This window comes from Streptomyces sp. MS191 (assembly GCF_008042125.1).
GTDB lineage: Bacteria > Actinomycetota > Actinomycetes > Streptomycetales > Streptomycetaceae > Streptomyces.
The window spans coordinates 215,729-240,823 of record NZ_RDBI01000065.1 but is presented as its reverse complement, the minus strand read 5'-3'; the positions used below and the strand labels follow the sequence as shown (position 1 = coordinate 240,823).

The window sequence follows — 25,095 nt, the reverse complement described above, 5'->3', positions numbered from 1 at the left end:
CCCAAAGCCCCGCCCCCCCAAGTGGCGAGCCGTGCGCCGCCCGGTCAGCTCGCCAGCAGCGTCCGGCGGCACTCCGCCACGTCGAAGTCGGCCTTCGGGTAGCGCGGGTCCAGCTCCTCCAGGTGCTCCCGCAGCAGGGTGCCGATCGCCCAGTTGCGGTACCACTTCCGGTCGGCCGGGACGACGTACCAGGGCGCCCCGTCCGTCGCGCAGCGTTCCAGGGCGATCTCGTACGCCCGCTGGTACGCCGGCCACAGTGCCCGGTCCTCGATGTCGCCCGGGTCGAACTTCCAGTGCTTGTCGGGGTTGTCGAGACGTTCGAGCAGCCGGGCCCGCTGCTCCTCGTACGACAGGTGCAGGAAGACCTTGACGACCGTGACGCCGTCGTCGACGAGCGACGTCTCGAAGCGGTTGATCTCCTCGTAGCGCCGCTCGATCTCCGCAAGCGGGGCGAGGTCCCGGACCCGGGCGATGAGCACGTCCTCGTAGTGGGAGCGGTCGAAGATGCCGATCTCGCCCGCCGACGGCAGCGCCCGGTTGACCCGCCACAGGAAGGGATGGCCCCGCTCCTCCTCGGTCGGGGCCTTGAAGGCGCGGATCCGGCACCCCGAGGGGTTCAGGAACCCGATCACGTGCTTGACCGTGCCGCCCTTGCCGCTGGTGTCCATGCCCTGGAGCACGAGCAGCAGCCGGCGGCGGTCGCCGGCCGTGCTCGCCGCGTACAGGCGCTCCTGGAGTCCGGCGAGGGCGGGGGCCGAGGCCGCGGTCGCCGCCACGCCGGCCGACTTGTCGGCGGGAGCGCCGGGAAGGATGGAGGACGCGCCGTACGAGGAGAGGTCGACCGGCTTGCCGACGGGCAGGCGCAGCAGCTCGCGCAGAGGGGCGCGGAGCGCGGGGGCCGGCGTCGTGACGCCCTTCCGCCGGTCCTTCTTCCCGGCCGCCTTCCCGCCCGACTTCCCGGCTTTCCCGGCCTTCCCGTCCTTCGCCACCCTGGGCCCCTTCCCGTCCGTCGCGCGCTTTCCCCCGATCCTCCGACGGAATCGACGGGCCCGCGAGCCCGCGGGGTGGGGCGCGGCGAGCCGGCGGCGCGGGCGCCGGGGCCGTCGCGCCCCGTCCGTCAGATCAGCACCACGGCCCGGTCACCGCGAACGTCGTGCCCGGTGTGTAGCAGTTGACGTACATCGTCTGCCGGTCGGGAGAGAACGTGACGCCCGCGAACTCGCCCCACTCCGGGTCCTCCGGGGTGCCGATGTTCTGTGCGCCGCGCGCCATGGCGTACACCTCGCCGTGCGGCGTCAGCCCGTAGACGTGCTGCTCGCCGCCGCCGTCCTCGCAGACCATGAGCCCGCCGTCGGCCGCCAGGCAGATGTTGTCCGGGGACTCGCCCGGCAGCCGGATGTCCGTGCTCGGGCCGAAGACGACGACGAGGGTGAGCCGGCGGCGGTGCGGCTCGTACTTCCACACCTGCCCGAAGTGGGTTCCCGCCGAGCCGTCCGTCGCGCGGGCGAAGCTGGAGACGAAGTACACCGCGCGGCCTCCCCAGTAGCAGCCCTCCAGCTTCTGGGCGTGCGTGATGCCCCGCTTGCCGAAGTCCTGCAGCCGGATGGGCGTCTCGGCGGCCTGCGGGTCCGGTACGGGAACCCACTCCACGCCGCCGAAGCTCGCCCCGGTCTCCTGGATCGCGGAGAGGTCGGGCACGCCCGGTACCCGCATGGCCTCCAGGGCGCCACCGGCGCGCAGCGAACCGGTGCCGCCCAGCGGCTTGCGCGGCAGGAAGCGGTAGAAGAGGCCGAAGGGCTGCTGGAAGGCGTCCTCCGTCTCGTAGACGATGCCGCTGCGCGGGTCGACGGCGATCGCCTCGTGCTGGAAGCGGCCCATCGCGGTGAGGGGGACGGCCCCGGTGCGGTGCGGATCGGCTCCGTCGACCTCGAAGATCCAGCCGTGGTCCTTGGTGTACCCGGCGGTGCCGGCCCGGTCCTCGGTCTCCTCGCAGGTGAGCCAGGTGCCCCACGGGGTCGGTCCGCCCGCGCAGTTGACCGCCGTGCCGGCGATGGCGACGCGTTCGCCGAGGACGTTGTTGCGGCCGTCGAGTTCGAGCGCGGTGCAGCCGCCCTTGGCGGCCGGGTCGTAGGTCAGGCCCTCGACGGTCGGGACGCCGATCTTGCCGGTGACCCGGTTCTCGTGGTTGCGGACCAGGTGCACGCGGCCGCGCCGGCCGGCGAAGGCGGCCATGCCGTCGTGGTTGCTGGGGACGAGGCCCTCGCCGGAGCGGAGGGGGTCGCCCTGGCGCGACAGGACCTTGTAGCGGAAGCCTTCGGGGAGGTCGAGGAGTCCGGCGGGGTCCGGGACGAGCGGACCGTAGCCGGCCCGGCTCGCGGCGGCGGCGCCGCCCGTGAAGAGCTCGGAGAAGGTGCCGGCGAAGGCGATGCCGGCGGCCGACGCGCCGGTGCGGGACAGGATCTGACGTCGTGTTGCGGACATGAGGCAACAGCCCACTTCCTGTTGGCGGACAGGTGGCGTGTGACGTGTGACCCGCATGTGTGTATCACGCACCATGGTGACGCGTGAACCATGCGGGCCACAACGGCCTCATGTGGCGGGGGCGTCAGGCCAGTTCGGCGGTCAGCGTGATCGTCGTGCCCGTGAGCGCCTGGCTGACCGGGCAGTTCTTCTTGGCGTCCTCGGCCAGGGCCTGGAACTCGTCCGCGTCCAGGCCGGGCACCTCGCCGCGCACGGTCAGGTGGATGCCCGTGATCCCCTCGCCCGGCTGGAAGGTGACGTCGGCCTTGGTCTCCAGGCGGGTCGGCGGGTTGCCGGCCTTGGCCAGACCGTTGGAGAAGGCCATGGAGAAGCAGGAGGAGTGCGCGGCGGCGATGAGCTCCTCGGGGCTGGTCTTGCCGTTCGGCTCCTCGGCGCGGGCCGGCCAGGAGACCTCGTACGAGCCGAGGCCGGAGGAGTCGAGGGAGACGACGCCCTTGCCCTTGAGGAGGTCGCCCTCCCAGACGGTGTGGGCGTGACGGACGGTGGCCATGGTGAATCCCTTTCGATCGGGTATGGCCCCCAACCTACTGCTCCACCAGACCCTTTGCGTCGCGTGCCAGCGCCGTGAGCCGGGAGATCGCCCGGAAGTACTTCTTCCGGTACCCGCCCTTCAGCATCTCTTCACTGAACAGGCGGTCGAAGGGGAGTCCGGAGGCCAGCACGGGCACCTCGCGGTCGTACAGGCGGTCGGCGAGGACGACGAGCCGCAGCGCGGTGGACTGGTCCGGAACCGGCCGCACGTCGGTGAGGCAGACCGCGGCCAGGCCGTCGGTGAGCGCGCCGTACCGACTGGGGTGGACCTTCGCCAGGTGGTCCAGCAGGTGCGGGAAGTCGTCGAGGGAGGCGCCCGGGGTGGCGTACGCGGCCTTCGTCACCTGGTCGTCGGAGTAGGGGGCGGGGGCTTCGGGCAGCCCGCGGTGACGGTAGTCCTCGCCGTCGATCCGCAGCGGCCGGAAGTGGGCGGACAGGCCCTGGATCTCGCGCAGGAAGTCCGCGGCGGCGAAGCGGCCCTCGCCCAGCTTGCCCGGCAGCGTGTTGGAGGRGGCGGCCAGCGCCACGCCCGACTCGACGAGCCGGCTGAGCAGGGAGGAGACGAGCACGGTGTCGCCCGGGTCGTCCAGCTCGAATTCGTCGATGCAGAGCAGCCGGTGTCCGCCGAGGGTCTTCACGGTCTGCTGGAAGCCGAGCGCGCCGACCAGGTTGGTCAGCTCCACGAAGGTGCCGAAGGCCTTGAGGGCGGGCTCGGCGGGGGTCGCGTGCCAGAGCGAGGCGAGCAGGTGGGTCTTGCCGACGCCGTATCCGCCGTCCAGGTACACGCCGCGCGGACCGGTGGGGGCGGCCGGCTTCCTGGCGAACCAGCGGCCGAGCGCCGGGCGCCGTCCCGCGCCGCTGGCGTGGGCGCCGCCCAGGCCCTCGGCGAAGGAGCTCAGGACCTTGACCGCGTCGGTCTGGCTGGGCTGGTTCGGGTCGGGGATGTACGTGTCGAAGCGGACCGAGTCGAACCGCGGCGGCGGGACCATCTCCGCGACGAGGCGGTCGGCGGGGACCTGCGGCTCCCGGGCACAGAGGGAGACCGGGGAGGCTTCGGCGGAAGCGGCCTCGGTTATGGCAGGGGCGGCATGCGAGGAACGGGTCGACACAGTTCACCACTCTAAGGGCCGTGTCAGACTGCGAGGATGCGACGCCTGTTCCCTGTGACGGACATGACAGCCACCGACGCCGCCGGGGACCGGCAGTGGTCCCTCGACGAGCTGGCCGACGCCTACGCCTACCCCGACGAGGCCGAGCGGGGCCCGGAGGGCGTGTGGCTGCGGGCCAACATGGTCTCCTCGCTCGACGGGGCGGGCCAGCACGAGGGCCGTTCGCAGCCCCTTTCGTCGGAGTCCGACATGCGGATCTTCGGCACGCTCCGGGGGCTCGCCGACGTGGTCGTGGTGGGCGCCGAGACCGTCCGGGCGGAGGGCTACCGTCCGGCCCGGGCGCGTGAGGTCTTCGCCGAACGCCGGGCCGCGGCGGGTCAGGGTCCCGCGCCCGTGATCGCCGTGGTCAGCGCCTCGCTGAACCTGGACTTCTCGCTCCCTCTGTTCACCGCGCCGCTGGTGCCGACCCTCGTTCTGACCGGGGCCGCGGCACCCGCCGAGCAGGTGTACGAGGCCGAGAAGGCGGGGGCCGAGGTGGTGATCGCCGGCGACGGCGCGGGCGTGGAGCCGGCCCGCGCGGTGGCGGCGCTCGCCGAGCGGGGCCTGAAGCGGCAGCTGACCGAGGGCGGCCCGCGCTTGCTGGGTCAGTTCGTGGCCGCCGGGGTGCTCGACGAGCTGTGCCTGACGCTCTCGCCGACGATGACGGCTGGGGCCGCTCAGCGGATCGCCGGGGGGCCGCCGGTGGCCGTGCCGACACGGTTCGCCGTGGCGTCGCTGCTGGAAGAGGCCGGCTTCCTCTACACCCGCTACCGTCGGAGCTGACGCGCCGCGGAATTGGTCGTTCCGCTTTGCTTCCGCTGGGCACACTTACTCTCGCAGACCCCGTGCGGGCACGGGGAAGGATGGTTTCCGCAGAAGGGCTCCTGAGGTGTTCACAAGCGTTTTGATGATCGAGAAGCCCCTGACGTCGGTCGACGTGGAGTTCGTCACCACCCTGCACGGCGACGAGTCCGTGTCCTTCATCGTGCTGATGCAGCCGCGCGGTGACCAGGCCGACGTGCTGCTGCGCGCCATCGACGACGTCGCGATGGGTGAGCTGAAGGAGGCACGCCGGGAGGGCGACGAACCGGAGGGCAAGGCCGCCCGGGGCCCCGCGGAGCAGGCGCTGGAGGTCTCGCTCCAGGCCCTCCGCAAAGCCGGCTGCCAGGCGGTCGGCCAGGTCGTGGAGGACCACCCCCTGAACAAGATGAAGGCCGTGGTGGACGAGTCGGAGGCGGACGAGGTGATCGTGCTGACGGCCCCGCACTACGTGGAGGAGTTCTTCCACCGGGACTGGGCGTCGCGTGCCCGGCACAAGGTCGGGGTACCGGTACTGAAGCTCTTCGCGCACAGCGACTGACCGGCCGGGCGCCCGAGGGAAGGCCCGGGACTGCCAGAGGGAACGAGCACCCCGGGGGACTTCCGAAAACACCATGACGCCCGCGCCCGGTCCATCGAAGTGCCCGGCGGCCCTGCGTAGGTTCGTGGCCGACCCCGCAGCCCCCCACAAGGAGCAGGCATGGACGGCGAGAACACCCCGGCGGGATCGCGCGACCGCGAGCCACCGGGCGCGAGCTACGGGATCGCGCGACCGCGAGCCACCGGGCGCGAGCTACTAGGCTGGGGGCGTCCAGTACGACGCACACCGGGGAGAACCACGCATGGCACCCGCCATCCCTGCCGCCGCCGTCCCTGCCACCATGGAACGGCCGCACTTCATCGGCATCGGCGGTGCCGGAATGTCGGGCATCGCGAAGATCCTCGCCCAGCGCGGGGCCAAGGTCGCCGGCAGTGACGCGAAGGAGTCCGCGACGGCCCAGTCGCTGCGGGCGCTCGGCGCCACGGTGCACATCGGCCACGCCACCGAGCACCTCGCCGACGACGCCTCCGCCGTCGTCGTCTCCAGCGCCATCCGCGCCGACAACCCCGAGCTGGCCCGCGCCGCCGAGCTGGGCATCCCGGTCGTCCACCGCTCCGACGCGCTCGCCTCCCTCATGGACGGCCTGCGGGCCGTCGCCGTCGCCGGCACCCACGGCAAGACGACGACCACCTCCATGCTGGCCGTCGCCCTCACCGAGCTGGGCCTGGACCCGTCGTACGCCATCGGAGGCGACCTCGCGGGCCCCGGCACCAACGCCCACCACGGCGACGGCGAGGTCTTCGTCGCCGAGGCCGACGAGAGCGACCGCAGCTTCCAGAAGTACGACCCCGAGGTCGCGATCGTCCTCAACGTGGAGCTGGACCACCACGCGAACTACGCCTCCATGGAGGAGATCTACGAGTCCTTCGAGGCCTTCACCGCGAAGATCCGCCCCGGCGGCACGCTGGTCGTCGGCGAACACGCCGGCGCCCGCGAACTGGCCGCCCGGGTCGCCGGCCGCGACGGCCTGAACGTGGTGACCGTCGGCGAGTCCGAGACCTCCGACGTCCGGATCCTCTCGATCACCCCGCAGGGCATGACCAGCGAGGTCGTCGTCCTCCTCGACGGCGTCGAGCACGCCTTCACCGTCTCCGTCCCCGGCCGCCACTACGCGCACAACGCCGCCGCCGCCCTCGCCGCCGGCGCCCGCGTGGGCATCGACCCCGCGGAGCTGGCCCAGGCCCTCACCGCGTACACCGGCGTCGGCCGCCGCCTCCAGCTCAAGGGCGAGGCCGCGGGCGTCCAGGTCATCGACTCCTACGCCCACCACCCGACCGAGATGACCGCCGACCTGGAGGCCATGCGCGGCGCCGCCGGCGCCTCCCGGCTGCTGGTCGTCTTCCAGCCCCACCTCTTCTCCCGCACGCAGGAGCTCGGCAAGGAGATGGGCGACGCGCTGGCCCTCGCCGACGCCTCCATCGTCCTGGACATCTACCCGGCCCGCGAGGACCCGATCCCCGGCATCACCAGCGAGCTGATCATCGAGGCCGGCCGGCGGGCCGGAGCCGACGTGACGCCCGTCCACGACAAGGACGCCGTCCCGGAGGTCGTCGCGGGAATGGCGAAGCCCGGTGATCTCGTTCTGACCATGGGCGCGGGCGACGTCACGGACCTCGGCCCGCGGATCCTGGACCACCTGTCGAAGTAGCAGAGGGAGCGAGCTCATGTCCTACGACGTCGAGAAGCCGGACGAGCAGTGGCGCGCGGAGCTGACCCCGGCGGAGTACCAGGTGCTGCGCCAGGCCGGCACCGAGCCCGCCTTCCGCGGTGAGTACACCGACACCACGACCACGGGTGTGTACTCCTGCCGGGCGTGCGGCGCGGAGCTGTTCACCTCGACGGAGAAGTTCGCGTCGCACTGCGGCTGGCCGTCCTTCTACGACCCGAAGGACACCGACGCGGTCGAGCTGATCGAGGACCGCTCGCACGGCATGGTCCGCACCGAGGTGCGCTGTTCCCGGTGCGGCTCGCACCTGGGCCACGTCTTCGAGGGCGAGGGCTATCCGACCCCCACCGACCAGCGGTACTGCATCAACTCGATCTCGCTGCGGTTGACGCCGGCCGAGGGCTGAACGGGCCGCGCGCCGGCCGGAGTCGACCGGCGCGGCGCGGGCCGATGAGAAGTACGGCGGCGGGGAAGCCCCCGGGCGGGAGCGCCCGGTTCGCTCTCCGCCGCCCGTCACGCACCCACGGTCCCGGACCGTGGGTGTTCGTCCGTCCGGTGAGGTTCGCCATGACCGCCCTGGGGGCCGGGCACCGCGCGCGCGGCGGAGCCCGCCCGCCCGCTCAGCGGCTCTTCGCCCCCGGCGCCGGCGCTGGGCGACGGCTCGTCGGAGCGGGTCCGGCGCCGGGCGAGGTCGCCCACGGCGAGGGTGAGCACGCCCGCGAGGAGGCCCCAGAAGGTCGAGCCGATGCCGAAGAGCGTGAACCCGGAGGCCGTCGCGAGGAGAGTGACCACCGCCGGCTCGCGGAGCCGGTCGTCCCGGAGGGCCGAGGTGAGGGAGCCGCCGATGGTTCCCAGCAGGCCGATGCCCGCGATGCCCAGGACCAGGGCCGGCGGCATCGCGGTCAGCAGCCAGCCGACCGTTCCTCCGAAGAGGCCGACGAGGAGATAGAACACGCCCGTCCAGACCCCCGCCACGTACCGCTTCCGGGGATCCGGGTGGGCGGCCTCGCCGCTGCAGATCGCGGCGGTGATCGCGGCCAGGTTCAGGCCGAAGCAGCCGAACGGCGCGAGGAGGGTGTTGACCGTTCCGGTCCAGGTCAGCAGCGGCGAGACGGGCGTCGTGTACCCGGCGTTGCGCAGCACGGCGACCCCGGGCAGGTTCTGCGAGGCCATCGTCACGGCGAAGAGCGGCAGGCCGACGCCGACGAGGACCTGCCAGTCGAACTCGGGGCGTACGAAGGACGGCTCGGCGAGCGTGAGCGCGAAGCCGTCCAGCTTCCAGGACCCCTGCCAGGCGGTGGCCGCGACCCCGACGGCGAGCGCGGCGACGACCGCGTACCGGGAGAACCAGCGTCGTCCGACGAGATAGGCCAGGAACATGGGAACGGCGATGACGCCGTTCCGCTCCATCTGCGTGAACAGCTCCGTGCCGAACTGCAGCAGGACCCCGGCGAGCAGTGCCGAGGCGAGCGGCACCGGGATCCGGTTCATGATCCGCTCGAACCAGCCGGTGACCCCGCTGATCACGATGAGCACGGCGGACAGCAGGAACGCGCCGACCGCCTGAGCCATCGTCACCCCCTGGAGGCCGGTGGCGAGCAGCGCGGCGCCGGGGGTCGACCAGGCCGTCACGATCGGGGCCCGATAGCGCAGCGAGAGCCCGATGCAGGTGACCCCCATCCCGATGCCGAGCGCGAAGACCCACGAGGTGAGTTCGGCGGACGTCGCCCCGGCGGCCTTGGCCGCCGTGAAGACGACGGCCACGGAGCTGGTGACGCCGATGAGGACGGCGAGGAATCCGGCGGAGACGGCGGTGGTCGGCGCGGCGGACTGTACGTGTCGTATGAGAGCCATGGCCAGGGCATCGTGGCACACCGTCCGCGCGGTGCCCGACCGGTTATCCACAGGCCTTGTCCCCGGGCGCGGATGGCCGCAAGATCCAGGAGTGATCCATTTGGGGGAGGGGAAATGATCAAGGGAGACAACGGCTTCCTTCCGACGGTGCCGCTGCGCCTCGCCGTGCGGAACGGAGTCGATGTGGCGGTTCTGCTTCTGACGGAGGAGGGCCGGGTCCGGGGGGACCGTGACATCGTGTTCCACGGAGCGCCGGTCCATCCCTCGGGAGCCGCGAGGCTGCTGGGGGAGGAGAACGGCACGGTCTGGCTGGACGCCGGACTCACCTCGGTCGAGGGGGAGATCGTCCGCCTTCTGGTGGTCGGGTCGACGGAGACCGGCACGCTGCGGGACGTGGACGAGCTCTCCGTGGAGGCGTTCGCGCCGGACGGCACATCGGTCGCGCGGTACGACGTGACCGACGCGGGCGGCGAGACGGCGATGGTGCTCGCGGAGCTGTACCGGCTGGCGGGAGGCTGGAAGTTCCGCGCGGTGGGCCAGGGCTACGCGAACGGCCTCGCGGGCCTGGCGACGGACCACGGCGTGGAGGTGGCGGACAACGCCCCGGCCCAGGCCGCGGCCCCGCTCCAGGAACCGGTCCCGTTCCGACCGCCGGTGGCTCCGGCTCCGATCCCGGCTCCGGCTCCGGTCGCGTTCCAGCCGCCCGCGGCTCCGGCTCCGGTCCCGGTCGCGTTCCAGCCGCCCGCGGCTCCGGTCCCGGTCGCCAAGGTCCAGGGGCCGGTGCCCACGGTGGCGGTTCCCGCGCCCTCGCCGGAGCCGATCGTGCCGGACTGGACGTTCGGCTCCGTCTTCGAGCCGTACACGCAGACGGGCCGGGACAACGACGTGATCACGGCGGAGGGGCTCCCGCCAGGGCCGGTCGTGGTCGACCTGGCCGTCGACGCCAAGGGGTACACCGGCCTCTGGCCCCTGAGCCGGCTCAACAAGGACGGGGAGAGCCTCGTCAACAGCACCGAGGACAACTTCCGGGGCCGACTGCTCACCCATGTCCCTCGGAACGGGCGTCTGCGTCTGCGCCTGAGGGCCGACGGACCCTGGCGGCTCCAGGTCCTGCCACTGGCGGCGGCCCGGCGCCTCACGGAGGAGCCGATGGAGTGCTTCGGCCCCGACGTGCTGCTGCACACAGGGGGGACGGCCGATCTCGCCATCCGCTACCGCGGCAACGACAACCTCATCGTCTATCTCTACGAACTGGCGGACCACGACGACCCCACCACCCTCCCGGAGCAGCAAGGGAGCGTCGTCAACGAGATAGGCAGGCGGCGGGAGACCGTGCCGCTGCCGGAGGGGCCGCTTATCGTCCATCTGAAGAGGGCGGACGGCCCGTGGAGCGCGAGACTCAAGCACGTGCAGCCGCACAGCCGTCCGTCGAGCGGCGGCGGCCTGCCGAACGTGACCGAGATAGACAAGGCCCAGGGCCGGCTGCGGTGGGGCAGACGCTGAGCATCCCTTCGCCCGCCCCGCCGGGTGGGGCAGTCGTGGGCCGCGCGAGGGACGAACGCGGCCCACGCGCCGGGGGCGAGGCCGGGCGGGGGCCGTGCGTCGTCAGAGCGTGGGCGCGAGCAGGGTGAGGCGAAGGACCGCGGCAGCGGCCGGCGCGGCCGCGAGGGCGAACCAGCAGCGCCGGGCCCACTCGGCCTTCACGAACCAGAGCGTGAGCAGCGCCGTCACCACGGACACCGCCGGGCCGAACCCCGCGGCGAAACCGGAGTCCGTGACCGCCTGCCCATCCCACGGACCGTCCGGCTCGACCGTGTGGGCGAGCACGACGAGGTAACCGGTCGACGTCGCCGACTCCCGCACGGAACGCCGGCCGCCGGGGCCCGGCGGGATCGCCGGGCCCCGGCCGCTGGACGAGTCGGGGCGGGGCCTGCTCGTCGTCCAGGCGCCGGCCTCCCGGTGGGCCGTGCTCGACCGCGTACCGGTCGGGAAGACCGTACGGGCCGAGCTCGACCTCAGCCGGACGACGCCGCCGGCGCCGGGGCGTAGCCGGTCGGACGGCTGGTGAACGTGCCCCGGCCCTGGGTGCGGGAACGCAGCCGGGACGCGTAGCCGAAGAGTTCGGCCAACGGCACGGTCGCGGTCACGACCGCCGTACCGGAGCGGGTCGTCGAGTCGGAGACGCGGCCCCGCCGCGCCGCGAGGTCGCCGAGCACCGTGCCGACCGCGCTGTCCGGCACGGTGACCGTGACCTCGGCCACCGGTTCGAGCAGCGTCATGGCGCTCGCCCGCAGGGCCTCCCGCAGCGCGAACCTGCCCGCGGTGCGGAATGCCATCTCGGAGGAGTCCTTCGTGTGGGTCGCGCCGTCGGTCAGCGTGACGCGCACGCCGGTGACCGGATGCCCGCCGAGCGGACCCTCCGCCAGGGCGTCCCGGCAGCCGGCCTCGACCGCACGGACGTACTCCTGCGGCACCCGGCCGCCCGTGACCGTGGACGCGAAGACGAAGTCACCGTCCACGGCCTCCTCCAGAGGTGCGACGTCGATGACGACGTGGGCGAACTGGCCTGCGCCGCCGTCCTGTTTGACGTGCCGGTACAGCAGCCCGGACACGCCGCGGGAGATCGTCTCGCGGTAGGCCACCTGGGGCCTGCCGACGGTGACGTCCAGCCCCTGGGCGCGCCGGATCTTCTCCACCGCCACCTCCAGGTGCAGTTCGCCCAGCCCCGACAGTACGGTCTGGCCGGTCTCCGGATCGGTCCGTACCACCAGGGAGGGGTCCTCCTCGGTGAGCCGGGCCAGCGCCGTCGCCAGCCGGTCGGTGTCGAGACTCCGCCGGGCCTCGACGGCGACGGAGACGACGGGGGCGGCCGTCGACGGCGGTTCGAGGACCAGCGGTGCGCCGGGAGCGCACAGCGTGGCACCGGCGCGGGCGGTCTTCGGTCCGACGACGGCGACGATGTCGCCGGCCCGGGCCTCGTCGACCTCCGTGTTCCGGTCGGCCTGGACGCGCAGGATCCGGCCGACCCGCTCGGTGCGCCGGGCGGTGGCGTCGAGCACGGTGTCCCCCTTCCTGAGCGTGCCCGCGTAGACGCGGAGATAGGTCATGCGGCCGGTGGCGGTCGAGTTCACCTTGAACACGAGCGCCGTGAACGGTTCGTCGGGATCGGCGGCCCGTTCCTGGGTGACGCCGTCCAGCGTCCCGCGGACCGGCGGGACGTCCGGCGGCGCCGGCAGGTAGGCCACGACGGCGTCGAGCAGTGGTTCGATCCCGCGGTTGCGGTAGGCCGAGCCGCACAGGACGACCACGGCCTCGCCGTCGCGGGTGAGGTCGCGCAGCGCGGAGACCAGGGTCTCCTCGCTCAGTGCGGACCGCTCGCAGAACTCCTCCAGGGCGGTCGGATGGAGCTCCGCCACCGTCTCCTCCAGCCGACGTCGTCGGCGCCGCACCTCGTCGAGCAGGTCCTCGGGGACCGGGCCCTCGGCGTACGGTCCGCCGTCGCCGTCCCACACCAGGGCGCGCAGGCGCACCAGGTCGACGACGCCGGTGAAGCCGTCCTCCCGGCCGATCGGCAGCTGGACGACGAGCGGCACCGTGTGCAGACGGGTCCGGATCGACTCGACCGCCGTGTCGAGGTCGGCACCCGCGCGGTCCAGCTTGTTGACGAACGCGATCCGCGGGACGCCGTGCCGGTCCGCCTGGCGCCACACCGTCTCGCTCTGCGGCTCGACGCCCGCGACGGCGTCGAAGACCGCGACGGCGCCGTCGAGCACGCGCAGGGCGCGCTCGACCTCGTCGGAGAAGTCGACGTGGCCGGGGGTGTCGATCAGGTTGACGCGGTGGCCGTCCCAGTCGCAGCTGACGGCCGCGGCGAAGATGGTGATGCCGCGGTCGCGTTCCTGCGGGTCGAAGTCCGTGACGGTGGTGCCGTCGTGGACCTCGCCCTGCTTGTGGGTGGCACCGGTGAGGTACAGGAACCGTTCGGTGACGGTGGTCTTCCCGGCGTCGACGTGGGCGAGGATGCCCAGGTTGCGGACGCGGGTGGGGGAGGGGAGCGTGTGGGTACGCACGGCGTGATGCCTTTCGCTGGCGCCTGAACAGGGCAGCGCGATTCCCGGACGCGGAGGGACCCCGGAGCCCTCGGGAGAGGGCGGAGAGAGGGGTCAGAGAGTGGTCGCGGGCCTGCGACGGCGGCCGCGCAGCCGCCGTCGGGCGCACGAAGAGGCGAGGATCACGTCGTACCGGGAACGGGGAACGGCGACGGCGATGCGGCAACGCACGGTCGGCTCCCCTCGGTTCGGCTGGTCAGGCGCACGAGCAGTGCGCGCTGCGAGTCTAGAGAGGCCGGGGGCGGGGGCGACACCGATTTTGGCCCCGTTCTCGTACAGCTGCCCCTGCCCCTGCCCTTCAAGGAGCAGAACGTGATGGCCCTGGGGCGCTGTTCAGTGCTTCCCGTTCAGCGTGGGACCGGTGCTCGCCACGATACGGAGATCCAAGGGGATCGAGGCGCGGAGGCATCGGTGCGGCAGGAGTGGGAGCCGGAGGATCTGATCGACTGGCAGGGGCGGGCGATCACCCGGCACCGTACAGAGATCCGTACGGCTTTCGGATCCGGGCGGGCACCGAGGAGGACCAGGAGCGGCTGGCGGAGTGTCCGGCCGCGGAGATGTGCCCGGTGGCACCCTCCCCTGAGCGCCCGATGCGGGCGGCGGTGGCTCGGTGCCGCAGTGACCGCATCGAGTCGCCGACCCCGGCGAAGGTGCGGCGGCAGGAGCGGTCGGACTTCCCACCTGCTGTCAGGGCCGCCAGGCACTGGCGAGTGGCCCGGCCCCGCCCTCGGACCGGACCACTCACCGCGTTCTACTCCTCGCTAGGCCGCTTGGCCCACCGGGTGGAAGTTGATGCGTTCACTGATGACGGGGAAGCCCGCCTTGGTGAAGTTCGCTGCCATGGGGAAGTTGCCGCGGTCCGTGGCTCCGCTGACGGACTCCGCGCCCTGCTCGACGAGGAAGCGGGTGCACTCCGCGAGGAGGTCGTAGGCGTAGCCGTGGCCGCGCTGTTCCGGCACGACTCCGATGAAGCCGATGGTGGGGCCGGACGGGTTGTGGGCCGGGATGTGGATGCCTGCCAGATCGCCCTCCGGGGTGTGTGCGACCTGCCACCACTCCCGCGGGGAGGGGCACCAGTGGAAGAAGTCGAGTTCCTCCTGGGCGGCCCGGTCGACGCCGCCCTTCTCCGCGGCCCTGAGCGCGTGGGCGTCCAGGGTGACGGAGTGGATGCGGCGCAACGCGTCGAAGAACGCGGCGTCGTCGGGTTCGGCGCTGAAGCGCAGCCGTCCGGGCCGTTCGGGCAGACCCTGCTCCGGGATCCAGCGGTACAGGAAGCGTTCCACCAGGAGTTCGTACCCCGCGGCGCGTGCGGCGGCGAAGCGTGTCTCGGCGGCGGCGCGCAGGTCGGTCTTCTCCCGCCAGCCGCCGGGCAGGTTGATCTCGAGTTCGACCTGCCAGGGAGCGGTGCGCAGGAGTTCGGCCCCGGCCTCCTCCTCGCCCTCGGCCACGTCGAACCAGTTGATGTTGACGGGCTCCGAGTCGCCGGGGCCGCCCCACCATGCGCCGCGTGCGACGACCTTGCCGTCGCGCAGGGCGACGCGCTTCCAGTCGGGGCGGAACTGGGTACGCCGGTGGGCTTCACGGGCGGCCAAGGGGTCGGAGAGTGCGTCGAAGAGATGAGCATCGCTCGCGGAGAGCGCGCGGATGACCAGATTGGTCATGGATTCCTCCGGGATACAGGCTGCTTGGAGCGCTCCCGGTCAGAACTGGCTAACCACGCCGGGACAGCGGAAAAGGGAGCGCTGGAAAGTTGTGAACTGCACGGCACTCGCCTCCTTCCGTCCATCTCAGGGCGTGAAGCCACACCGTACGTGATCTTCCGCGGGTCCGTCCACGGATTGCGCACCCCTTGCGGGGCAGGGTTCGCGGGACTTTCGCAACACGCCCTGGGCGGACCGCATCGGCTTCGCCGCATACCGCTGACCACCGCACCGCACCGCAACGGTCGATCGAACGAGCTGCTGAACATCCTCCGGTCTTCGAAAAACGTCCCACCGGCCCCGCGCCCACCGGCCCCGCGCCCACCGGGCCCCGCGGGCACGGCCGTTCGGGTCGCCGCGCCGCGCCGGGCCGGCGGTGCGGAGCCGGCGGACGTGTCCCGACGTCGCCGGTCCGGTACGGGCCCGCCCGGAACCGTCCCGGCGCCGCCGATCACGAGGCCAGGGCGGGACCAGGAGGGGCGTCCGGAGTCAGCCGGCGGGCTGGAGCAGGTCCCAGCGGTTGCCGTAGAGGTCCTCGAAGACCGCTACCGAGCCGTACACCTCGTGCCGCGGTTCCTCCAGGAAACGGACCCCGGCCGCGGTCATCCGGGCGTGGTCGCCCGCGAAGTCCTCGGTGTGGAGGAAGAAGCCCACCCGGCCGCCCGCCTGGGCGCCCACGCTGGACTCCTGCTCAGGGCCGCGGGCGCGGGCGAGCAGCAGCCCCGCGTTGCCGAGGCCGCCCCGGGGACGTACGACGACCCAGCGCGAGCCGTCGCCGCGGTCGGTGTCCTCGACGAGCTCGAAGCCGAGGGCGTCGGTGTAGAAGGCGATGGCCTCGTCGTAGTCACGGACGACGAGGGTGACGAGTGCGATGGACGACATGACATCCAACGTCATACGTACAACTGGGTCCCGTCAAATCGAGTGGGAGAATGCCCCGCATGGAAGCGCAGCAGCTCGCCGGGCTCACCGCCCGCGCCCGGCTCCTCGCCGTCCCCGGCGGACGGCGGATCCTCGGCCTCGCGGGCGCGCCCGGCGCCGGGAAGTCCACGCTCGCCGCGCGTCTGGTCTCCCGGCTCGACGGCCTCGCCGTCCTCGTGCCCATGGACGGCTTCCACCTCGCCCAGGCGGAGCTGCGCCGGCTCGGCCGAGCCGGCCGCAAGGGGGCGCCGGACACCTTCGACGCCGCGGGCTACGCCGCGCTGCTGACCCGGCTCCGGGCCCCCGAACCCGGCACCACCGTCTACGCCCCCGCCTTCGACCGGGCCCTGGAGGAGCCGGTCGCCGGCTCCGTACCGGTGCCGCCCGACGTGCCGCTCGTGATCACGGAGGGGAACTACCTCCTGCACGACGAGGGGCCGTGGGCCCTGGTCCGGCCGCTCCTGGACGAGGCGTGGTTCCTGGAGCTCGACGACCACCGCAGGGTGCCGCGGCTCGTCGACCGGCACGTCCGCTTCGGCAAGGACCGGGCGTACGCCGAGCGCTGGGTGCGGGACTCCGACGAGGTCAACGCCCGGCTCGTGGCCCGCGGCCGGGACCGCGCCCATCTGGTCGTCCCGATGAGCTGACCGCTCGCGCCGCCGGCACCGGTGCGCCCGGACCGCTCCCGGGCCGTCGCCCGTCGGCCGCCGCCTCGTGGCCCCGGCCGACCTCGTCGACGCGTGCCGGCCCGACGCCCCCCCGCCGGCTTCCCGCCGGCACCGGCTGTGCGCGGCCCCCGGCGACCCCGGCGGCGGCCACGGCTTCCGCGCCGCCCCCGCGCCACGAGGGCACCGGCGTCCGCACGCCGGCCGCCGCGGGACACGCCCGGCCCTGCTCCCGGCGAGCGTCGCCTCCCCGAGTCCCGGACGCGGTCGCCGTACCGCTCGGGCCGTCCCGTCTCGTCCACCGGACCGAACTCAACCGACTCGGCGGTGAACCACGAGGTCAGGCGGCCGAGTTGGCGCGGCGACTGCGCGCGTGACCTCCCGCCTCTAGGGTGGACCGTGGCGCGGCGGCACGGTGACCCGGCGACACGGTCGGCGTGGTGGCGCGGTGACACGGCGGCGACGGAAGGCGGGCATACGTGGGCTTGTTCCGGCGAGGACCCAGGCGGGACGGCGAAGACGCGCCCCGCGACCCCGAGTTCAGCTACTTCTCCGTCCGGGAGGCCGCCCTCTTCCGTAGTCGCGTCAGGGAGTCCTTCGCCGAGCTCGGCCTCGAAGTCACCGTGTACGCCGACGTCGTGACCGACGACGGCGGACGGCGGTTCGGGCTCGGGAACCTCGCCGCCGTCTGCCACAACGACCGCCGCGGCCCCCGCGTCTGGCCCGAACTGATCCGCCGTCATGTGGGTCTGGTGCTGCGGACCATGGAGGAGCCCTCGGCGCTCGACACCCTGCCGCCCGACCAGATCCGCGCCCAGCTCTACCCCCGGGTCGTCAGCGGCGACGGCATCGACCCGACCGCCTTCGGATACGCCAGGACCGTCGCGCCGGGCCTGTACGAGATCCTCGCCCTCGACCTGCCGGAGAGCGTCATGATGCTCACCGACGAGGCGCTGGAGCCGCTCGGCGACGTCCGGCGGCTGCGCGAGCGGGCGCTGGCCAACCTGCGCGCCCTGCCCGTCGAGGGGCACGAGACCGTGCGGGACGCCGACGGCATGTGCTTCGAGGTGATCCTCGGCGACTCCTTCTACACCGCGAGCCGCGTCCTGGACCTGGACGCCGTCGTCCGGCGGGTCACCGGTGAGCCGCTGGGCGAGTACGGCGCGCTGGTCGCGATGCCGTTCCGGCACCAGTTGGCCTTCCACCCCATCCGGGACACCACGATCGTCCCCGCGCTGGGCGCGATGGCGTCGTTCGCCGCGTCCGGATACGAGGACACGCCGGGGGCGATCAGCCCGTACGTCTTCTGGTGGCGGCACGGCCGGCTCACCCAGCTCAGCGAACACGACGAGGACGGCGGAGAGCTGCGGATCGTCGTCGGCGAGGACTTCCAGGAGCTGCTGGAACGCCTCATCACGCAGGACCCCGAGCAACTCTGAGCGGTCGCGGCGGCGCACCGCGACAGGCAGGATGCTGTACGTCGAGAAGGAGACCCCCCATGCCGAGCACGCCCGCACCCGCCCCCTTCACCGCCGACGACTACCGCGCCCGCATGGAACGGGCCGTCGGGTCCGCGGCGGACGCCGGGCTCGCCGGAGTGCTGGTCGCCCCGGGCCCCGACCTGGTGTACCTCACCGGCTACCAGCCGACCGCGATCACCGAACGGCTCACCGTGCTCGTCCTGGCCGTCGGCCAGGACCCGGTCCTCGTCGTGCCGACGCTGGAGGCCCCCGACGCGGAGAAGGCCGCCGGCGCCGCCGCGCTCACCCTCCGCGACTGGACCGACGGCAAGGACCCGTACGAGGTCACCGCGCCGCTCCTCGACGTCGACGGCCGGTTCGGCGTCAGCGACAACGCCTGGGCCATGCACCTCCTCGGCCTGCAGAAGCAGCTGCCCGGCACCTCCTACGTGTCGCTCACCGACGCGCTGCCGATGCTGCGGGCCGTGAAGGACTCCCACGAGCTGGCCCGGGTCGCGGCGGCCGGTGCCGCCGCCGACGAGGCGTACCGCGAGATCCTCAAGGTCCGCTTCGCCGGCCGCCGGGAGACCGAGGTGGCCGCCGACCTCGCCGGGCTGCTGACCCGCTTCGGCCACTCCCAGGTCGACTTCACCGTCGTCGGCTCCGGGCCGAACGGCGCGAACCCGCACCACGAGGCGGGGGAGCGGGTCATCGAGCGCGGGGACATGGTGGTCCTCGACTTCGGCGGCCTCAAGCACGGCTACGGTTCCGACACCACCCGGACCGTCCACGTCGGCGAGCCGACGGCCGAGGAGCAGCGCGTCCACGACATCGTCCGAGAGGCGCAGCAGGCAGGTTTCGAGGCGGTCCGGCCGGGCGTGGCCTGTCAGGACGTGGACCGGGCGGCCCGCAAGGTGATCACGGACGCGGGCTACGGCGAGTACTTCATCCACCGCACCGGCCACGGCATCGGGGTCACCACCCACGAACCGCCGTACATGATCGAGGGCGAGGAGCGGCCGGTCGTGCCCGGCATGTGCTTCTCGATCGAGCCGGGGATCTACCTGCCGGGCCGCTTCGGGGTCCGCATCGAGGACATCGTGACGGCGACGGAGGACGGCTCGGGCCTCCGCTTCAACAACACCCCGCACGAGATGGCGATCGTCGAGTAGGCCGACGGGCCGCGGCAGCGCCCGGGCGCCCGGTGTCCCGTACGGGGTGCCGGGCGCCCGGGCACTGCGGCCTCGCCCTCAGCCGCCCGTCAGGGTCAGCCGCCCGTCAGGGTCACCCGTCCGTCAGGATCACGGCGCACTCCGCCGGGAGCCGCAGCACCCCGTCCGCGCCGGGCGCCTCGACCGGCTCCCAGGACGCCAGGACCCGGTCGCGGCCGTTGGAGCCGAGCGGGATGTCCGCCGGCTCCTTGCCCAGGTTGACCGCGACCCGCAGCACCCCGCGGCGGAAGGCCAGCCACCGGGCCTCCTCGTCGAAGGCCACGCGGACCGCCGCGAGATCGGGGTCGGTCAGGTCCGGCAGCGTGCGGCGCAGCGCGACGAGCTCCCGGTGCCAGGCCAGCAGGCGGTTGTGCGGCGCCCGTTCGCGCTCGCCGCGGTCCAGCACGGAGCGGTCACGGGTGGCCGGGTCCTGCGGGTCCGGGACCTCCTCCTCCGCCCAGCCGTGCGCCGCGAACTCCCGCCGCCGGCCCCGCCGTACCGCTTCCGCGAGTTCCGGATCCGTGTGGTCGGTGAAGTACTGCCAGGGCGTTCCGGCGCCCCATTCCTCGCCCATGAACAGCATCGGGACGGACGGGCCGGTCAGTACCAGCGCGGCCGCGCAGGCCAGCAGTCCGGGGGAGAGGGTCGCCGAGAGCCGGTCGCCCAGCGCGCGGTTGCCGATCTGGTCATGGGTCTGGGCGTAGCCCAGGAAGCGGTGCGCGGGGGTGCGCACCCGGTCCACCGGACGGCCGTGATGGCGGCCCCGGAAGCTGGAGTACGTGCCGTCGTGGAAGAAGACCTGCCGCAGTGTCTTGGCGAGCGCGGCCAGCGGGGCGCCCGCGAAGTCGGCGTAGTACCCCTGGGACTCGCCGGTCAGCGCCACGTGCAGGGCATGGTGGAAGTCGTCGTTCCACTGCGCGTGGAGCCCGAGGCCGCCCGCCACCCGCGGGGTGGTGGTGCGCGGATCGGCCTGGTCGGACTCGGCGACGAGGAAGTGCTGCCGCCCCTGTTCGCGCGCCAGCTCGTCGACCGCCTCCGACAGCTCCTCCAGGAAGGTCAGCGCCCGGGTGTCCACCAGCGCGTGCACCGCGTCCAGGCGCAGCCCGTCGATCCGGTAGTCCCGCAGCCAGCCCAGCGCGCTGCCCAGCAGGTACGCGCGGACCTCGTCCGAACCCGGCGCGTCGAGGTTCACGGCCGCGCCCCAGGGCGTGTGGTGGGTGTCGGTGAAGTACGGCCCGAAGGACGGCAGATGGTTCCCGGACGGGCCGAGGTGGTTGTGGACCACGTCGAGGACCACGCCCATCCCGAGCCCGTGCGCCGTGTCGACGAAGCGCTTGAGCGCGGCCGGGCCGCCGTACGGCTCGTGCACCGCCCAGGGCGCCACCCCGTCGTACCCCCAGCCCCACCGGCCCGGGAACGGGCACAGGGGCATCAGCTCCACATGGGTGATGCCGAGCCCGGCCAGCTCCCCGAGACGGTCGCGGGCCCCGTCCAGGGTGCCGTCCGGGGTGAAGGTCCCGACGTGCAGTTCGTACAGCACCGCCGCCCGCAGCCGCAGCTTGGGCGCCTCGTTGAACCAGACGTACGCGTCGTGGTCGACGACCGCGCTGAGGCCGTCCGGACCGTCGGGCTGACGGCGGGAGCGCGGGTCGGGCAGGACGTGCCCGCCGTCCAGGGCGAATCCGTACCGGTCGCCGTCCCCGGCCGCCGCCACGCAGGTCCACCAGCCGGCCCGTTCCGCGTCCCGTTCCATCGGGTGGGCGGTGCCGTTCAGCTCCAGCGTCACCCGGTCACGGGCCGCGGGGGCCCACACCTCGAACAGCACTGGCCGATCCCCTCGTCGATGGACCAACGGCTACGGCGTCCATCCTGGCAGTCAGGACCCGGTGGCGCCCGGCGCGTCCCACACGTAATTGATCGCCCGCTCGAAGGTCACGTAACCCGCCCGCGCGAAGGAACGCGCCATCGGCACGTTCCCGAGGTCGGTCGCCGCCCTGATCCGCGGCACGTCGTGGCCGGCCAGGACGCGGGTGCCCTCGACCAGGATGTCGTCGACGTAGCCGTTGCCCCGGTGGGCCGGGAGCACACCGATGTAGGCGATGTTGTGGTGGTAGTTGTTCCTGGCCGGGACGACGAAGCCGACGGGTTCGCCGGTCCCCGGAAGTTCCGCCACCTGCCACCACTCCCGCGGCGAGGTGTACCCGGCGAACTCCTCGTCGTACTGCAGCTCGGCCGACTCGCGGGCCGACATGCCGGACGCCAGTTCGGCCCGGCCGTGCGCGTCGAGCGTCCCTTCCAGGACCTGGACCATGAGCGCGACCAGGTCCTCGCGGTCCCGCACGGGCCGGAAGGCCAGCCGGTCCTTCGGCTCGGGTACCGCCGTGCCCGCCCGCCACTCCAGGCGCAGCCGCTCGACGAGCGGACGGGCCCCGGCGCGCTCCAGCACGGCGAACAGGGTCTCCAGCTGCTCGCGGGTCTCGGCGACCTCGCGCCAGTCCGGCGGCAGGAACCGGCCGTACTCGGGGCGCCGCACGCCCTCCGGCACCACGGCGGCGGTGGCGGTCTCCAGCAGCCGCAGGCCGATGTCGGCGCGCTCCCCGGCGGGCAGGGCGGGGTCGAGGTCGAAGAAGTCGAGGGCCAGCGGCTCGCCGCCCTCCTTGCCGGTCCACCACGCGAGCCTGCCCAGGACCCGGTCGCCGCGGAGCGCCACCCACATCCACTCCGGCCGACGGAGGCCGCCCGCGAGGTCGCCCTCCAGTTCGTGGTCGAGGACGTAGCTGAGGCGGCGGAAGAGTCCGAGCTCCTCGGGTCCGGTGAGCGGGCGGAGCGTCAGGCCGTGGTCCGGCCCGGTCGGGGTCGTGGGCACGTGGTGTTTCCCTCCGGGGAGTCGAGTCCGCAGACCGTACAGCGATCTTGTTCGCGGCGGTACGGGGTTTCCCGTCGGGGGTCTTCTGGACACTGCCCACCCGTCGGACCGACAATCGCGAATGTGAGCACCCCGTTCGAGTTCCCCACGCACTCCGGCCCCGTGTCATCGTCGTCCGTCTCGTGGGGGATTCCGTCGTGTACGTGATGGCCCGCCCGGGACGCGGCGGGCCATCACGTACACGACGGAATCCCCCACGAGACGGACGACGATGACACCGCAGACCCCGTACGACGACCTCGACCCGGCCGGGCGGCGCTGGCTGCGCCTGCTCGGACCGGCGGTCGGCGGTCCGCCCCGCGCGCGCCTGGTGTGCCTGCCGCACGCCGGCGGAGCCGCCACCGCGTACCTGGGCTGGGTCCGCCATCTGCCGCCGCGCACCGAGCTGTTCGCCGTCCAGTACCCCGGGCGGCAGGACCGGCTGGCCGAACCCTGCGTGGAGTCCATGACCGGGATGGCGGACCGGGTGGCCGCCGCCCTCGCCGGGCTGCCCCCACTGCCCACCGTCGTCTTCGGCCACAGCATGGGGTCACTCGTGGCGTACGAGGCCCTGGCCAGGGTGCAGCGGAGGCACCCGGCGGCCCTCCCGGAGCGGTTGTTCGTCTCGGGCACGGCCGCCCCGCACCGGGACCGCGAAGGGCTGCCCGCCCTCGACGACGCCTCGCTCGTCGCGTACACCCACCGTCAGGGCGGAGCCTTCCCCGGGGTCTACGAGGACCCCGAACTGCGAGAGCTGCTGCTGCCCTCGCTGCGCGGCGACTTCAGGCTGCTCGCCGGCTACCGGCCGGCCGCCGCGCCCGCGCCGCTCGGTGTCCCGGTCACCGCGCTCGGCGGTGACCGGGACACCGGATGCACCGCCGAGGACCTGCGGAGCTGGGAGGGCCTCACCACCGGGACGTTCGCCACCCGGACGTTCCCCGGCGGGCACTTCTACCTCCAGGACGGTGAGGAGCACCTCGTACGCCTGGTGACGTCGGCGCCCCTCGGCGCGGCGAGCCGCTAGGTCGTGTCCGGGCGACCTTCTCGGGCGCCGACGCCGCGGGCCGATCCTCGAAGACCGCCCGGACAGGGCCTACCCGGCCTGATCGACGGGAGACCCCGTGGCCATGCACGCCGTCAGCGTGGTCCCGTCGACCGGGTCGATCAGCAGGAACGAACCCGTCCGGCGCGAGTCCGCGTACGCGTCCACGGCCAGCGGCTCCGCCGTGCGCACCACCACCCGGCCGATGTCGTTGGCCCGGAGCTCGCCGGCCGCCGGCTGCTGGCTGAGGTCGTCCAGGGTGAGCCGCGACGGGATCTCCCGCACGATCGCCTTCACCGTGCGGGTGGCGTGCTTCAGGAGCACACGGTCGCCGACCTTCAGCGGCCGGTCGGCCACGTGACACACCGTCGCCGTGACGTCCCGGGTGACCGGCGGGCCCTCGTCGCCGAGCGCCAGCAGGTCACCGCGGGAGATGTCGAGATCGTCGGCCAGCCGGACCGTGACGGACTGCGGCGCCCAGGCCCGGTCCGTGCTGCCGTCGAGCGTGTCGATCGCCTCGATCACGCTGGTGAGCCGGGACGGCAGGACGGTCACCGGCGCGCCGACGCTCAGCACCCCGGAGGCGATCTGGCCGGCGTAGCCCCGGTAGTCGGGGTGGGCCGCGGTCTGCGGGCGGATGACGTACTGCACCGGAAGCCGGGTCGGCTCGCCGGACGGGTCGTGGCCCACCGGCACGCTCTCCAGGTGCTCCAGCAGGGTCGGGCCGCCGTACCATGCCATGCGCCCCGAGGGCACCACGACGTTGTCCCCCGCCAGGGCGCAGACGGGGATCGCGGTGACGCCCGACACCCCCAGCCCGTCCGCGTACGCCGTGAACTCGTCCGCGATCGCGGCGAAGACGGACTCCTGGTACCCGACGAGGTCCATCTTGTTGACGGCGAGGACCACGTGCGGCACCCGCAGCAGTGCCGTCACCGCCAGGTGGCGGCGGGTCTGTTCGACGACGCCGTTGCGGGCGTCGACCAGGACCACGGCCAGTTCGGCGGTGGAGGCGCCGGTGACCATGTTCCGGGTGTACTGCACGTGGCCGGGGGTGTCGGCGAGGATGAACCGGCGGCGGGCCGTCGCGAAGTAGCGGTAGGCGACGTCGATGGTGATGCCTTGTTCGCGTTCGGCGCGCAGGCCGTCGGTGAGCAGGGCCAGGTCGGGTGCCTCCTGGCCGCGGGAGCGGGAGGCGTGCTCGACGGCCTCCAGCTGGTCGGTCAGCACCGACTTGGAGTCGAACAGCAGCCGGCCCACCAGGGTGGACTTGCCGTCGTCGACAGAGCCGGCCGTGGCGAAACGCAGCAGTGAGGTGGCGGTCATGGCTAGAAGTACCCTTCGCGTTTGCGGTCTTCCATCGCGGCCTCGGACATCTTGTCGTCGGCGCGGGTGGCGCCCCGCTCGGTGAGCCGGGACGCGGCGATCTCGGCGATGACGGCGTCGAGCGTGGTGGCGTCGGAGTCGACGGCGCCGGTGCAGGACATGTCACCCACGGTGCGGTAGCGGATCAGCCGCTTCTCCACCGTCTCGGTGTCCTTGGGGCCGCCCCAGTCTCCGGCGGTCAGCCACATGCCGTTGCGGGCGAAGACCTCGCGCTCGTGGGCGTAGTAGATCTCGGGCAGGGCGATCCCCTCACGGGCGATGTACTGCCAGACGTCGAGTTCGGTCCAGTTGGACAGGGGGAAGACGCGGACGTGCTCGCCGGGGGCGTGCCGGCCGTTGTAGAGGGACCACAGTTCGGGGCGCTGGCGGCGGGGGTCCCAGGCGCCGAACTCGTCGCGCAGCGAGAAGACGCGTTCCTTGGCGCGGGCCTTCTCCTCGTCGCGCCGGCCGCCGCCGAAGACGGCGTCGTAACGGCCGGTGGTGATCGCGTCGAGGAGGGGGACGGTCTGGAGCGGGTTGCGGGTGCCGTCGGGGCG

At 73.1% G+C, this 25,095-nt stretch carries 22 protein-coding genes; 9 read left to right on the top strand and 13 right to left on the bottom strand.

Annotated elements, in window-relative coordinates; genetic code table 11:
• Window positions 1–44 precede the first annotated feature (44 nt).
• The 4 genes from EAO71_RS27950 to zapE form a co-directional block, all read right to left on the bottom strand.
• A complete protein-coding gene (locus EAO71_RS27950; protein ID WP_147980594.1) occupies window positions 45–989 on the bottom strand; it encodes a PPK2 family polyphosphate kinase in 945 nt (314 codons plus the stop codon).
• A 133-nt stretch (window positions 990–1,122) separates the two neighbouring features.
• Window positions 1,123–2,481: an alkaline phosphatase PhoX gene (locus EAO71_RS27945; RefSeq protein ID WP_147980593.1), complete on the bottom strand. Its 1,359-nt coding sequence runs from the start codon at window positions 2,479–2,481 to the stop codon at window positions 1,123–1,125.
• Between the two features lie 124 nt (window positions 2,482–2,605).
• The gene (locus tag EAO71_RS27940) at window positions 2,606–3,031 is read right to left on the bottom strand and encodes an OsmC family protein (RefSeq protein WP_147980592.1); all 426 of its coding nucleotides are present in this window, start codon (window positions 3,029–3,031) and stop codon (window positions 2,606–2,608) included.
• Between the two features lie 34 nt (window positions 3,032–3,065).
• Entirely contained in the window at window positions 3,066–4,181 is a 1,116-nt protein-coding gene (zapE, locus tag EAO71_RS27935) for a cell division protein ZapE (RefSeq protein WP_261992388.1), read from the bottom strand.
• 36 nt (window positions 4,182–4,217) lie between these two features.
• Here zapE and EAO71_RS27930 point away from each other — a divergent pair, with 36 nt between their 5' ends.
• The 4 genes from EAO71_RS27930 to msrB all read left to right on the top strand — a co-directional run bounded on the left by EAO71_RS27930 (window position 4,218) and on the right by msrB (window position 7,712).
• On the top strand, window positions 4,218–5,003 hold the full coding sequence (locus EAO71_RS27930) for a pyrimidine reductase family protein (protein ID WP_147980591.1): 786 nt from the start codon (window positions 4,218–4,220) through the stop codon (window positions 5,001–5,003).
• A 106-nt stretch (window positions 5,004–5,109) separates the two neighbouring features.
• The gene (locus EAO71_RS27925) at window positions 5,110–5,580 is read left to right on the top strand and encodes an indole-3-glycerol phosphate synthase (protein ID WP_147980590.1); all 471 of its coding nucleotides are present in this window, start codon (window positions 5,110–5,112) and stop codon (window positions 5,578–5,580) included.
• A gap of 301 nt (window positions 5,581–5,881) precedes the next feature.
• Entirely contained in the window at window positions 5,882–7,288 is a 1,407-nt protein-coding gene (gene murC, locus EAO71_RS27920) for a UDP-N-acetylmuramate--L-alanine ligase (protein ID WP_147980589.1), read from the top strand.
• 16 nt (window positions 7,289–7,304) lie between these two features.
• A complete protein-coding gene (msrB, locus tag EAO71_RS27915) occupies window positions 7,305–7,712 on the top strand; it encodes a peptide-methionine (R)-S-oxide reductase MsrB (protein ID WP_147980588.1) in 408 nt (135 codons plus the stop codon).
• Window positions 7,713–7,819: 107 nt separating this feature from the next.
• Here msrB and EAO71_RS27910 read toward each other — a convergent pair whose 3' ends face one another.
• Complete coding sequence (locus EAO71_RS27910; protein WP_147980587.1) at window positions 7,820–9,160, bottom strand: benzoate/H(+) symporter BenE family transporter; 1,341 nt, start codon at window positions 9,158–9,160, stop codon at window positions 7,820–7,822.
• A gap of 114 nt (window positions 9,161–9,274) precedes the next feature.
• Here EAO71_RS27910 and EAO71_RS27905 point away from each other — a divergent pair, with 114 nt between their 5' ends.
• Window positions 9,275–10,663: a TerD family protein gene (locus EAO71_RS27905; protein WP_147980586.1), complete on the top strand. Its 1,389-nt coding sequence runs from the start codon at window positions 9,275–9,277 to the stop codon at window positions 10,661–10,663.
• A gap of 102 nt (window positions 10,664–10,765) precedes the next feature.
• On the opposite strand, the gene EAO71_RS27900 is transcribed toward EAO71_RS27905, so the two are convergent.
• The 4 genes from EAO71_RS27900 to EAO71_RS27880 all read right to left on the bottom strand — a co-directional run bounded on the left by EAO71_RS27900 (window position 10,766) and on the right by EAO71_RS27880 (window position 15,851).
• Window positions 10,766–11,023, bottom strand: coding sequence for a hypothetical protein (locus EAO71_RS27900; RefSeq protein ID WP_147980585.1), 258 nt, complete (start codon window positions 11,021–11,023; stop codon window positions 10,766–10,768).
• 152 nt (window positions 11,024–11,175) lie between these two features.
• On the bottom strand, window positions 11,176–13,230 hold the full coding sequence (fusA, locus tag EAO71_RS27890; protein WP_147980584.1) for an elongation factor G: 2,055 nt from the start codon (window positions 13,228–13,230) through the stop codon (window positions 11,176–11,178).
• Between the two features lie 800 nt (window positions 13,231–14,030).
• Window positions 14,031–14,930 carry a GNAT family N-acetyltransferase gene (locus EAO71_RS27885; protein WP_147980583.1) on the bottom strand — a complete coding sequence of 300 codons (900 nt, stop codon included), beginning with the start codon at window positions 14,928–14,930 and terminating at the stop codon, window positions 14,031–14,033.
• Between the two features lie 528 nt (window positions 14,931–15,458).
• On the bottom strand, window positions 15,459–15,851 hold the full coding sequence (locus tag EAO71_RS27880; protein ID WP_147980582.1) for a VOC family protein: 393 nt from the start codon (window positions 15,849–15,851) through the stop codon (window positions 15,459–15,461).
• Window positions 15,852–15,901: 50 nt separating this feature from the next.
• Between EAO71_RS27880 and EAO71_RS27875 the strand changes: the two genes are divergently transcribed.
• From EAO71_RS27875 to EAO71_RS27865, 3 genes are all read left to right on the top strand, one after another.
• Window positions 15,902–16,537, top strand: coding sequence for a nucleoside/nucleotide kinase family protein (locus EAO71_RS27875; RefSeq protein ID WP_187282861.1), 636 nt, complete (start codon window positions 15,902–15,904; stop codon window positions 16,535–16,537).
• 497 nt (window positions 16,538–17,034) lie between these two features.
• Entirely contained in the window at window positions 17,035–17,994 is a 960-nt protein-coding gene (locus tag EAO71_RS27870) for a DUF1444 domain-containing protein (protein WP_147980580.1), read from the top strand.
• Window positions 17,995–18,053: 59 nt separating this feature from the next.
• Complete coding sequence (locus EAO71_RS27865; RefSeq protein ID WP_147980579.1) at window positions 18,054–19,187, top strand: aminopeptidase P family protein; 1,134 nt, start codon at window positions 18,054–18,056, stop codon at window positions 19,185–19,187.
• 112 nt (window positions 19,188–19,299) lie between these two features.
• Here EAO71_RS27865 and treZ read toward each other — a convergent pair whose 3' ends face one another.
• Both treZ and EAO71_RS27855 read right to left on the bottom strand, forming a co-directional pair.
• Window positions 19,300–21,051, bottom strand: a complete 1,752-nt coding sequence (gene treZ / locus EAO71_RS27860) for a malto-oligosyltrehalose trehalohydrolase (RefSeq protein WP_147980578.1) — start codon at window positions 21,049–21,051, stop codon at window positions 19,300–19,302.
• A gap of 51 nt (window positions 21,052–21,102) precedes the next feature.
• Window positions 21,103–22,092, bottom strand: a complete 990-nt coding sequence (locus tag EAO71_RS27855; protein ID WP_261992387.1) for a GNAT family N-acetyltransferase — start codon at window positions 22,090–22,092, stop codon at window positions 21,103–21,105.
• 271 nt (window positions 22,093–22,363) lie between these two features.
• Here EAO71_RS27855 and EAO71_RS27850 point away from each other — a divergent pair, with 271 nt between their 5' ends.
• Complete coding sequence (locus EAO71_RS27850) at window positions 22,364–23,155, top strand: thioesterase II family protein (RefSeq protein ID WP_147980577.1); 792 nt, start codon at window positions 22,364–22,366, stop codon at window positions 23,153–23,155.
• 69 nt (window positions 23,156–23,224) lie between these two features.
• Here EAO71_RS27850 and EAO71_RS27845 read toward each other — a convergent pair whose 3' ends face one another.
• Both EAO71_RS27845 and cysD read right to left on the bottom strand, forming a co-directional pair.
• Complete coding sequence (locus EAO71_RS27845) at window positions 23,225–24,499, bottom strand: sulfate adenylyltransferase subunit 1 (protein ID WP_147980576.1); 1,275 nt, start codon at window positions 24,497–24,499, stop codon at window positions 23,225–23,227.
• A gap of 2 nt (window positions 24,500–24,501) precedes the next feature.
• A partial coding sequence (gene cysD, locus EAO71_RS27840; RefSeq protein WP_147980690.1) for a sulfate adenylyltransferase subunit CysD occupies window positions 24,502–25,095 on the bottom strand: 594 nt, incomplete at its 5' end.